The sequence below is a fragment of the Desulfitobacterium sp. genome, from assembly GCF_982384815.1.
In genome coordinates this window covers 1-11,761 of record NZ_CEVWNY010000100.1, presented here as the reverse complement: position 1 = coordinate 11,761, position 11,761 = coordinate 1, and the positions used below count along the sequence as shown (strand labels likewise).

The window sequence follows — 11,761 nt, the reverse complement described above, 5'->3', positions numbered from 1 at the left end:
TCGTAATATGCGCAAGCTATGGATTTCTTTAACCTTTTTAACCCGCATCCCCCTCCCCCAGCCACAAGCTGTGACTGCAGAAGAGTTTACGCAGAGCCAGCATTATTATCCCTTGGTGGGATTGATCCTCGGGGGGACACTCTGGGCAGCCTTAACCCTCCTGCTCCCCTTTTATCCGCCCTTGGTTACCGCTGCTCTGCTTCTCATCCTCGAACTCATCCTTACCGGGGGAATTCACTTGGATGGCTTGATGGATAGCATGGACGGGCTGCTTTCAGCGCGTACCCCGGAGCGCATGTTGGAGATTATGAAAGACAGCCATGCGGGAGCTTTTGGTGCTGTAAGTGCTATTGCCTATCTCTTGCTCAAATTCACTCTGTTAGCTGAACTCCTTACCCTAGAATCCCCTATCTCCCCTTTAATTGTTCTTTTTATGCCGATTCTCTCCCGCTGGATTTTCTTGATGGGAGTATATTTCTTTCCCTATGCCCGTCCTCAAGGTCTTGGTAAGGGATTTCATGAGGCCTCCCGTAAAACCCAGTGGGTTTTCTTCGCCGAAGGCCTAATCCTGCTCCTTGTTACCTATACAGTCTTACAATGGTCGGGGGTCATCGGTTTTCTGGTCGCTTCCCTATTCATCTTGTTCTTTACCCAAAAAGTATCCCGTCTTTTGGGAGGCCTGACCGGTGATCTCTATGGGGCCAGCATCGAGTTTGCCGAACTATTCTTTCTTCTCGGGGCATTTCCTTTTATTAATTAACCCCTTTTCTACGGGCATCTCGCTAAAACTCATTCATATTTATTTGAGGGTTTAAGCATAGAATTAGAAAATCTCTTTACGTGAAAGATTGCCTAACCAACAAAGGATCTTCTGATTGCAGAAGATCCTTCGCTATGTTCGGATTAGAAAAGTAAAGCCCGCCCCTATTATTTTCTCAGTCCCTTGGCTAAACGCTTCATCCCTTCTTCAATAGTCTCCGGAGTGGAACAAGAGTAATTCAGACGCATTTCATTGGAGACCCGCCCATCGGCATAGAAAAGAGCCCCCGGCACATAAAGAACATTTTGGCGAAGCATATCTTGAACATAATCAAAGCTGTTATTAACCCCAATGAGTTTAGCCCAGAGAAACAACCCTCCGGAAGGAACAATCATCTCCACCCGATCACCCAGATAGGTCTGAATGGCTTGAACCATAGCCTTACGCCTAACATCGTAAACCTGGCGTAATTTTTGAATGTGGTCCGGCAAAAGATCTTGCTTTAAGTATTCATATACTGCTCGCTGGGTCAAGTTATTACTGTGAAGATCTACACCCTCTTTGGTTTGTTCCAAATGCATTATAATATCTTCATCCGCCAGAACATAACCGGTACGCAACCCCGGTGCCAAGACCTTTGAGAAGGTTCCCAGATAGACCACATTTTCCCCTAATTCCGCAAGATTTGGTATGGCCTCGCCTTCATAGCGCAACTCACCATAAGGATTGTCTTCAATCAAAAGGAGATTATATTTTTGAGCTACTTTAAGAAGCTCTTTTCTTCTGTCTAGCCCCATTACTTTACCGGAAGGGTTTTGGTAGTTTGGTATTAGATAGAGAAATTTCGGAGTCGTCCGCTGCAAGGCTATTTCCAATTCACCAGGGATGATTCCCTCTTCATCGCAAGGGATCATTTGAAAATTAGCCCGAAATCCTTCAAAAGCCTGAATTGCACCTAAATAGGTTGGTGTTTCAAGGAACACTGTATCTCCCGGATCCAAAAAAGTCTGTGCTAAAAGACTCAATCCTTGTTGACTTCCAGTAGTAATTATTATCTCGCTAATTTTAGCAGCTCTCTCATTACGCATATGCTGACTGGCCAGCCATTTTCTCAGCTCTGGATACCCTGCAGTTTGAGAGTATTGCAAGGCTGAATTACCTTGTTCATCAAAAACCTTCTGAAAAGCAGCTTGTAAATCTTCCGTTGGAAAAAGTTCCAAGGCTGGCAACCCCCCGGCAAAGGAAATCATCTCCGGATTTTGGGCTGCCCTAAGCATCTCCCCAATAAATCCTTCTCCCACATTTTTCATCCAATTTGCGTATTTCATTTATTATCACCTTTCATATTCTAATATTGCTTAGTCTATACGTAACCCATATTCTTCATAATGTTATCAATGACAGATGTCTTGTTCACTCCAGTGCTCCCCACCGTTGTATTGGCCAATATCGTAACAACACTCTGCCCTCAATATTTTCTTTTGGCACGAATCCCCAGACATGGCTGTCTTTACTATTATTACGGTTGTCTCCAAAAACCATATAGGAGCCTTCCGGAATATTAATTGCCTTCATCTCATACTCAGGGGCCTGGTTCAGATAGGGTTCCTCTAAAGCCTCTCCATTAATCCAGACTTTACCTTCGCGAACCTCGATAGTCTCCCCTGGTAGACCAATAATCCGTTTTACCAAATCGTCATGTTCTCCTGAACCCTCAGGGGCTTTAAACATAATTATGTCCCCTCGTTCTAGCTGACCTGACCGATAAAAAAGCTTATCAAATATCAAGCGGTCCTGAAGTTGGATGGTAGGGATCATTGAACCGGTTGGGACAATGCGGGTATCCAATACATAAGTTCTTATCCCAAAGGATAAAACCCAAGCAATGATAATTATCAATCCCCATTCAACGATGGTGCGTAAATATTTTTTCATCTTGATACTCCCTCTGCTTAAGCTGTAAATAAAATACCCCCCAGTTGGAGGGTTAGTCGGCAATAATATTCCCTTTCCCTTGATTCTTACCTCTATAAAGTCTTTGGTCGGCCAGGCGATATAAATCGTCGTATGTCCGCCCTTCAGTCGGGAATTCTGCTACACCAATACTAACTCCTAAATTAAATACTTCTAATCGCATACTCCTCCTCATGCGTTCGATGACCAAGAGGGCATCCTCATTCATCCCCATATCTGTAAGAACTACGGTAAACTCATCCCCACCAGTGCGGGCGACTATATCTTGTTCCCGCACTGATGCCCGCAGGTTTTGGGCTATCTCTTTGAGTGCCAGATCTCCCATGGGATGACCCATTGTATCATTTAATTGTTTAAACAAATCCAAATCAAGAACCAGCAAAAGAAACTTGGAACTTCTACGCAAAGAACTGGCTATTTCTTCACGAACCCGCTGTTCAAATCCTTGGCGGTTAAGGATACCGGTTAAGCGATCCGTACTAGCCAAACGAGCAAGCTCTTCACGCTGGCGAATAGTCTCTAAAGCAACTCCGACTACCCGAATAAAGGCCGCCAGAATCTCTTGCTTTTGGTTAGTTAGATATTCTCCAGCATTCATTAACCAAAGCTCTCCGACCACCCCACTATGGGTCTGAAGGGGATGAATCCAGACCCGTTCCCAGTTAAAAGGATTATCTTCAATACCTAGGTAATGAGCCATAGTATTTCTTCGGAAGCACTCTTCTTCCTGGGATATATAAAGCTTAACCCAAGTCCTCCAGTCCCAATCCATCTCTTGCTTTAAGCGACCGAAGGGAGATCTTATATCTAAACCTCCTTTGGTGTTCTCAAGCAAGAAGAATCCACCTGGAAGGAAAAGGATTTCCATAGCCATTTCCCCAGCTTCAGATAAGAGCTGCTCCTCTGACTCTGCGAGTACAAGAATCTCTGTCCCTCGTAAAAGTAAAGTTAGAGCTTGCTCACGATCAAAAGAGCCAACCCTTAACAATCTTTCAAAGATGAAGGAAGATATAATCGAAATCACTTGTTTAAAAAAAATCTCTAATCGGGTATTCAGTGGCTCAACCTGCTTACGAATGAGGACAAAAGCCCCTAAGGTATTGTCAAAATGGGCTAATGGTAGCACCCATTCTTTAACGTGCTCACTGACTTCTGAGGATATAATTTCAAAATCCTGTGGAAATTTACGTAACATTAGGAACTCTCTGTACTCGTCCTCACGAGAGCTCACTGAAAAAAGCTTATACTTTCCATGCTCAAGGAGATATATCGCAGCAAGATTACAATGAAATAGCTCTAAACTTTTCTGAGTAAAGAGATTCAAAGCCTTAAGAAGATTCTCTTCCCGATTCATCTCTTGGATAGTTGTTAACAAGATCTCAGCGTAAGAAGGGCTATTAGAGGGAAATTCAATATCTTTTATATTTTCCAACGGCACAGACTTCTCACCCTTCATCAAGATCATTGCTAAGAAGATAATACTTCCCTAACTATTTTACCACATCTATTAACTATATTGATTTAAGTTTCCCTAATTCTTTTTATAAATTTATTTTAAATTAGAGGCCCTACTACTCATGATATGGATTAATTCTTACTGAATCATTACATGATTTTGATCAACTATCACAAAATTATTATATGTTAATTTTTAAAAAAACGAACTAAAGTTTACTTTTGATATCTGGATGCCACCCTTCTTTTGTCAAATAATATTCTCTTTGTTTTTCCCAAATCCTCTATGAAATATAAAAATTGACCTTCCCATGAGTCATGGTCAGGTCAATTCTGATGATCAAAGCATACTTTTAAGTTTAATCTTCTATTCTGTACTGCAAGGGAATTTGTAATATGCGGAATCCCCGTTCGGCAGTATCTGCTGTCAAGTTAAAAGCCTTTTCCATTGAATCCTCTAAGGATATGGGGCGGTTAACTATAGTTAATATCGAAGTTAACCCATGAGCATAAAGGGCTTCCGATCCCTCCCCAATGGAACCAACAATAGCTAAAGCTGGTTTACCATATTTATGGGCTCGTTTAGCCACACCCATAGGGACTTTACCATAAATGGATTGCCCGTCAATCCGTCCTTCGCCGGTGATAACAATATCAGCCTTCTGCAACTTTCCGTCAAAGTCTACCGTGTCAAGTACAGCTTCTACACCGGTCTTTAGCTGTGCTTTAGTGAAAGCAAGGAGTCCCATACCAAGACCTCCGGCAGCACCGGCACCCGGAACATCCTTAAAGTCCAGCCCTAAATCTGTTTTGATTACTTCAGCAAAATGAGCAAGATTTTGATCAAGTTGCTGAACCATTTCTGGTGTTGCGCCTTTCTGGGGGCCATAGACTGCTGACGCCCCTCGTGATCCACATAAGGGATTATCCACATCACACATAACCGTGATTTTGGTATCTTTTAAACGAGGATCAAGTCCAGAATTATCAATCCGCTTAAGCTCGCTAAGTGCCCCACCGCCGGGTGGCAACTCTTGACCTTCCCTGTCAAGAAGCTTAGCGCCAAGTGCCTGTGCCATCCCCGCTCCACCATCGTTGGTTGCACTTCCCCCAATCCCGATTATTATTTCCCCCGGGTTTAAATCCAAGGCAGCTTTAATCAGTTCCCCGGTCCCTCGGGTGGTGGTATCGAGAGGATTCCTCTTTGCCGGAGGAACCAGTGGCAAGCCCGAAGCGGAGGCCATTTCCAAGACAACCGTTCCATCGGCCAACTGCCCAAGAACTGCCTCTATGGACTCCCCCAGCGGTGAGGTTACCTTAGTTTTGAGAATTCGCCCGGCACCGGCGGCGACAATCGCTTCAACAGTTCCCTCTCCTCCGTCGGCCATAGCGATGATCTCGGTAGCCGCCCCCGGAAAAACTCTCCTAATCCCTATGGTGATGGCCTCCCCGGCTTTTTGACTGCTCAAACTACCTTTAAAAGAATCTACAGCGATCAGTACATGCATTATTTCTCTCTCCCATAGTTAGATATTATTACTACTAAACACCATGTAATTGGAAAATGCTATTTATTTTGGATTCTAAACTATATCAGGACTAAACACAACCTTAGTTTTTATGAATATCTTTTATTGACCTTTTCCAAAAAAATAGTATACTTGTATTAGAAATATACAAAGGGGAGTAGCTGGACAGCAAAGTCGTCATTACGGACTAAATCCCGGCTTTGTTGGCAACACTGTTGTAAGCAAGACCTTTGCCCATGGGGGTGAAGGTTTTTTTTAATTGTGATAATACTTCCTCTGGGACGCATAATAAGAAATAATTTGTCAACGAAAGGAAGAAAGAGATGGAGTTATTTAGTCCTGAATTTTTTCAAGCGATCTTTGCGATTGTCCTTATGGATCTGGTCTTAGGTGGAGACAATGCCATTGTCATTGGCATGGCTGCCCGAAATCTGCCCAAAAAAATGCAAAAAAAAGTGATTTTATTTGGGACGGGTGGGGCAATTATAATCCGTTCATTAGCTACGATTGTAGCGGTATATCTTCTAAAAATACCGGGACTTATGTTTGCCGGCGGTCTTCTCCTGGTCTGGATGGCCTATAAGCTCCTCACTGAAGAAAAAGGCAACGAAGAAGTTGAAAGCGCGGCTAATTTCTGGGGTGCTGTGCGCACCATCATCATTGCCGATGCCGTGATGGGCTTAGACAATGTTCTTGCCGTCGCCGGTGCTGCACACGGACACCCGGTTTTGGTGATCTTTGGCTTGTTAATCAGTATCCCGATTGTCGTATGGGGTAGTACTCTTGTCATTAAGGCCATCAATCGTTTCCCCATTATTATTCCCATTGGGGCGGCTGTAATTACTCACACAGCCGTAACTATGCTGGTTGGCGAAAAATTCGTGGTCAACTTAATCGGCAAAAGTGCCTTAATCGAATGGGGATTTAGTGCAATTCTTATTACCGCTGTGCTGCTTCTAGGTCATAGAAAGAACAAGAAAAAAGAAATAGAGACTGCCGATGCTGCGTAAGCAAAGCCTGAAAAAGATCCAGCTATCCCATCCTAATCTAAGAATCCTTTAAGAGGAGTGCTGCAAAACTGATCATATCGGCTTGCGGCACTCCCCTTTATATTCACCTACAAATTTACAGAGCCTCAAAAGCCAGAGCATCAACAAATTCTTCTTGAAAATCCGCGCGCGTAGATAACTCCAAATGCTCCGCCCGATCCGCCAACTCCTGAGCTTTCCTTCGCTCTGTTTTGGATAATAGGACCATTTTAGCTCCATCCCCGGCAGCGTTCCCGATGGCTTGGATACTTTCTATGGGCAAATGCGGTAGTAAGCCGATACCCAAAGCACTTTCTTTGCTGATATAATTCCCAAAAGCACCTGCCAGCAACACCCGATCCAACTGCTCCAGTCCTATTCCCATCTCCTTCATCAATATCTTTACTCCGGCTCGGATAGCCCCTTTGGCCAGCTGCATCTCTCTGATATCTTTTTGAGTCAGTACTATATCCTCAGGGATACCGGCATCCTTCGCCCAAACGAGGACAAATTCCGCACCGGCTTCCGTTTTGCGAATTCGCTTCTGCACTGAGGGCGGGAGCTTCTCTATAGCCTCCGTCTGATTGGCAATCCGGCCGCTGGGATATATAACTCCTGATTCAACCATTTGGGCAATGGCATCTATTAAACCCGAACCGCATATACCTATCGGCTTAACCTCACCTATAACTGTACACTCAACATCGTCGGTAATTTTAACTCCCTCAATGGCACCATCGGCAGCCCGCATCCCGTACTTGATTTCCGCACCTTCAAAGGCAGGTCCGGCAGCAGTAGAGCAAGTCAAAATTCTTTTTTCACCGGCGAGAACAATCTCGCCATTAGTTCCAATATCAACGGCCAGGGTATACCCCGGCTTTTCATCTACTTTAGCAGCTACCATAACCCCTACCGTATCGGCCCCAACATAGCCGGCAACGTTAGGTATAAGCACCACTCGCCCCGTCTCCAGGATATCCATGCCCAATTCCCGGGCTTCAACTTCGACTAATTTTCGGAAAACGGGAATAAAGGGGGCCGGAGCCAAGTAGGTTGGGTCAATTCCTAAGAATAAATGACTCATCGTTGTATTTCCCACGACCACTGCCTGATAGATTTCCCTCTTGCTTAATTTATTTCCTTGGCATAATTGGGCAATAACACCATTCAATCCCTCGATGACTAAAGTCTGGAGTTGCTTAAGCTCATTGGGCCCTTTCGCTGCATGAGTAATCCGGGATATTACATCTGCACCAAAGGCTTTTTGCGGATTGGTAACGGCACCACTATCAAGGACTTGCCCATTGGTTAAATCCAGCAGATAAACCACCGTAGTCGTTGTCCCGATATCAATAGCCAGACCATAGCAACGCTCAGTCGTATTCCCCGGTTCAACTGCCAGTAATGAGTTCCCTTCCAATATTGCCGTCACTTGATAATTAGCTTGACGAAGCACTTGGGGAAGATTACTGGCAATTAGACGGTTAAAAGAGACCTCCGGATTAGGGAACGCGGCCACCAGCCGATCCCAATCCGGAGTTTGATCCATTACGGTAGGCGGTGATAGTTGCAGGAAATGCTTTTTAATGCTGGGATCTAAGTCCATATCCACCAGCTGATTAAGATTGGTTTTACGTTGGTGGGCATCCTTGCGCTCGCTTAATTTAACAACTAAATCTTCTTGTACCTCAACACGGCATGCTAAGACCCAACCGGCCTCTCTTTCAGCCTCACTCAAAAACTTCTTCCCGTGGTCAAGGTCGAGATTTACCTTGTCCGGGTCAATTTGGACTTTGCATTTACCGCAAGTACCCCTGCCACCACAGGTACTTTCTATAGGCACACCAGCTGCAATAGCCGCTTCCATAATAGTACTGCCTGAACGCATATTAACCTTTCGGTTGCCCGGCAAAAAAGTAACTTGAACCATCTTATTCCCCTCCCTAGCTAAAATATTTTGCTTGAATATCTCACTAGATGGTCTCTATTTCTATTTTAGCATTATTCTCAGAATATTGAAAAATACTTCTTATCACTATTGCTCTGTTACCGAACGCAAACAGTTCGTCCCCCAGATTTTGCTTGATGCTACGAATTTGGATAATTTAATACTTGAAAGTTATGAAACATCTGTTAAAATTGAATAGTATGGAATGATTTCGAAAGGAGGGGTAACGATGTTGAATCATGCTGTTTTAGGACACGGTTATTTGATGGATTCTTTATATCTTAACCGTGGAAAATTTGCAATTTATGCTTTCAAAGGGGTTAGTGTACCCTTTTTCAGCAATTAAATAGCAAAGCTAAAACGGCGAAACATCTCTTACCCAGTCTTATTATATAATGGATGGTCATGAGGAGTTTTTAACTCCTCTTTTTTTATCACCGGACTAACCTTCAGTGGGGTAGAAACCCCCATTGACAGAAGTCTCGTTCAATCTTACATCCTTACTTTAAAAGCTATGGGACGGTTGGTTCCATAGCTTTTTTGTGTTTGGATAAAATTATTTTTGATAATCATTGGAGGTATAATCATGATCGCATGCAGTGTTAATAAAGTAACCAAAATGTATGGTGGCAATACTATTTTTGAAAATATATCCCTCGAAATTCAGGTGCAGGAGCGAGTGGGCTTAGTTGGCCCCAATGGCAGCGGCAAGACAACCTTGTTAAAACTTTTGGCCGGTGAAGAAACAACTGATTCCGGGCAAATCCATTGGAAAAAGGGCACACAAATTGGCTACCTTAGACAAATTCCCAACTTTTCTGAAGGATTGACTACGAAAGATGTTTTAATGACGGCATTTGTGAATCTGCTGGAGATGGAAGAAAAAATGAGACATTACGAAGAAAAGATGGCTAATGAGCAAGATCCACATAAACTGCAAAGCCTGATGGATGCTTACGGTAATCTATTGCATCTATTCACCCTCAAAGGTGGCTATGAGATCGAAGCCCGGGTAGAAAAGATTGTCAATGGCCTAAATATCAAGGAATTATTAAACAAGCTTTTCATTACTCTCAGCGGAGGCGAGAAGACCAAGGTAGGATTAGCCTTAACCCTCCTTCAAAATCCCGATTTCTTATTGCTTGACGAACCAACTAATCACCTCGACTTATTTGCCGTAAAATGGTTAGGGGTCTTTTTACATGAATACAATGGCACAGTTCTGGTCATTTCCCATGACCGGGCCTTTCTGGATGAAGTGGTGACTAAGATACTAGACCTGGAAGACGGCCAAATTACCCCATACTATACTAACTACACCAATTATATTAAAGAAAAAGAAGAGCGGCTCTTAAAAGAATTTCATGATTATGAAGAGCAGCAAAAGAAAATCAAAAAGATGAAAGAAGCCGTTAAGCGGCTGCGGGAGTGGGCAAATCGGGCCAATCCACCTAACGAGGGCCTCCATAGACAAGCAAGAAATATTGAACGGGCTCTTGAAAGAATGGAGAAACTAAATCGCCCGCAATTACTTCGCAAAAAGATGAATCTGGAAATGGAATCATCAGAGCGAAGCGGCAAAGATGTGATTTCCCTTAAGGAAGTAGCTAAAGGATTTGGCAGCCCGCTTTTTGCAAATGTAAGTATGCATATTACTTACGGTCAACGGGTTGCTATCGTTGGTGAAAATGGGACGGGAAAATCTACATTACTTAAACTCATTCTTCGGGAGCTACTTCCCGATGAGGGCGAAATTAGGATCGGGAGCAATGTAAAAATGGGTTATCTGTCCCAGAACGTCTTCCCTAACACTGAAGAAAGAACAATCATCGACGTCTTTCGTGATGAGATTCAGGTAACAGAGGGTTCGGCACGAAATATTCTTGCCAAGTTCTTGTTCTATGGCCCTATGGTCTATCGGAAGGTATCACAACTTAGCGGCGGTGAACGGATGCGACTCCGCTTGTCCCAACTTATGTATCAAGATACCAATCTATTGATCCTCGACGAGCCGACTAATCATTTGGACATCGACTCCCTTCAAGTTTTAGAAGATGCCCTGGAAAACTATCAAGGTACACTTTTAGCTGTATCTCATGACCGTTATTTTCTTAACAAGCTTTTTCAGAGGATCTATTGGCTTGATGACGGTGCAGTATACTGTTTTGAGGGTAACTTTAGCTATGCGGAAGAGAAAATGCAGGCCATAATCATGAACAAAGTGAAAGAGTTCAGCCCCGGCGAAATTTCGGCAAAACTAGCCCCGCCGAGAAAGGAAAGCCTTTTTCCCACCGAGAGAAGCAAGCCCCAAAAGGACCGGGACCGAAATCTAGAATGGATGGAAAGGGAGTTAAAACTGCTGGAGAAAAAAATCTCCGACTTGGATCAGCGTCTCCAAGGGCTGGTGAATTTGGAGTCCCTGCAACATGCTTACGCAGAAAAAGAAGCTCTTGAGAAGCAATGGAACAAGATTTTCGAAGAGATGTTGACCTATGGGGATGAATACAAACTTAACTTGTAAAACTCCAATACATATTGCGTACACTATGTACATAATATATAATTGGAGGTGAAAAACATGGTCCTCAAAAAGGAGGGGTTAATTATGCAAGCGATTAATGCTACGGATGTCAGGAAAGATTGGGGAGGTTTTATTGATAATGTAGTGCGTTATAAGCCCACTGTAGTAAAACGCAACAGAGACTATCTTGCTGCTCTATCCCTAGAACATTTAGAAGCAGTTTTAATACCATATAGATTCACCTTAGAATATGAAAAAGAGGCTGACGGCAGTTTTAGCGGTTCTTTAAAAGAATTAGATATCATGGCGAATACCACTAGTTTAGATGAATTGAAATCGCTAATTGCTAAAGAACTCATTGAATATGCCGAAGAATATATGGATGAGTTTGAAAAGTATTACAGAGCTCCTAATAGAAAACCACATTTTCCCTATATCATGCGAGTGCTAATTCAGAAAAACGAGGACGCTGTGAGAGGATTACTCGATGCCTAGCTGGAGAGAATTGAAGCGATTCTGTGAGCGAGATGGATGGGAGCTATATAA

At 43.4% G+C, this 11,761-nt stretch carries 10 protein-coding genes; 5 read left to right on the top strand and 5 right to left on the bottom strand.

Going from position 1 to position 11,761, the window contains the following annotated elements; genetic code table 11:
- The first annotated feature begins 7 nt into the window (after positions 1-7).
- Positions 8-760, top strand: coding sequence for an adenosylcobinamide-GDP ribazoletransferase (cobS, locus tag AC1U9U_RS12970; protein ID WP_479960972.1), 753 nt, complete (start codon positions 8-10; stop codon positions 758-760).
- A 167-nt stretch (positions 761-927) separates the two neighbouring features.
- Here the strand turns inward: cobS and AC1U9U_RS12965 are convergent, their stop codons facing one another.
- The 4 genes from AC1U9U_RS12965 to AC1U9U_RS12950 form a co-directional block, all read right to left on the bottom strand.
- Positions 928-2,088, bottom strand: a complete 1,161-nt coding sequence (locus tag AC1U9U_RS12965; RefSeq protein WP_479960971.1) for an aminotransferase-like domain-containing protein — start codon at positions 2,086-2,088, stop codon at positions 928-930.
- Between the two features lie 85 nt (positions 2,089-2,173).
- Positions 2,174-2,695: a signal peptidase I gene (lepB, locus tag AC1U9U_RS12960; protein WP_479960970.1), complete on the bottom strand. Its 522-nt coding sequence runs from the start codon at positions 2,693-2,695 to the stop codon at positions 2,174-2,176.
- Between the two features lie 52 nt (positions 2,696-2,747).
- Entirely contained in the window at positions 2,748-4,199 is a 1,452-nt protein-coding gene (locus tag AC1U9U_RS12955) for a GGDEF domain-containing protein (RefSeq protein WP_479960969.1), read from the bottom strand.
- Between the two features lie 349 nt (positions 4,200-4,548).
- Entirely contained in the window at positions 4,549-5,697 is a 1,149-nt protein-coding gene (locus AC1U9U_RS12950; RefSeq protein ID WP_479960968.1) for a glycerate kinase, read from the bottom strand.
- A 344-nt stretch (positions 5,698-6,041) separates the two neighbouring features.
- Here AC1U9U_RS12950 and AC1U9U_RS12945 point away from each other — a divergent pair, with 344 nt between their 5' ends.
- Positions 6,042-6,728: a TerC family protein gene (locus tag AC1U9U_RS12945; protein WP_479960967.1), complete on the top strand. Its 687-nt coding sequence runs from the start codon at positions 6,042-6,044 to the stop codon at positions 6,726-6,728.
- Between the two features lie 115 nt (positions 6,729-6,843).
- Here AC1U9U_RS12945 and AC1U9U_RS12940 read toward each other — a convergent pair whose 3' ends face one another.
- Entirely contained in the window at positions 6,844-8,676 is a 1,833-nt protein-coding gene (locus tag AC1U9U_RS12940) for an ASKHA domain-containing protein (RefSeq protein ID WP_479960966.1), read from the bottom strand.
- A 247-nt stretch (positions 8,677-8,923) separates the two neighbouring features.
- Here AC1U9U_RS12940 and AC1U9U_RS12935 point away from each other — a divergent pair, with 247 nt between their 5' ends.
- The 3 genes from AC1U9U_RS12935 (at position 8,924) to AC1U9U_RS12925 (ending at position 11,710) form a co-directional block, all read left to right on the top strand.
- Positions 8,924-9,040, top strand: coding sequence for an RAxF-45 family protein (locus AC1U9U_RS12935; RefSeq protein WP_479960965.1), 117 nt, complete (start codon positions 8,924-8,926; stop codon positions 9,038-9,040).
- Between the two features lie 240 nt (positions 9,041-9,280).
- A complete protein-coding gene (gene abc-f / locus AC1U9U_RS12930) occupies positions 9,281-11,215 on the top strand; it encodes a ribosomal protection-like ABC-F family protein (protein ID WP_479960964.1) in 1,935 nt (644 codons plus the stop codon).
- An 84-nt stretch (positions 11,216-11,299) separates the two neighbouring features.
- Positions 11,300-11,710 (top strand): hypothetical protein, encoded by a 411-nt coding sequence (locus AC1U9U_RS12925; RefSeq protein WP_479960963.1) that lies wholly within the window; start codon positions 11,300-11,302, stop codon positions 11,708-11,710.
- Positions 11,711-11,761: the final 51 nt, after the last annotated feature.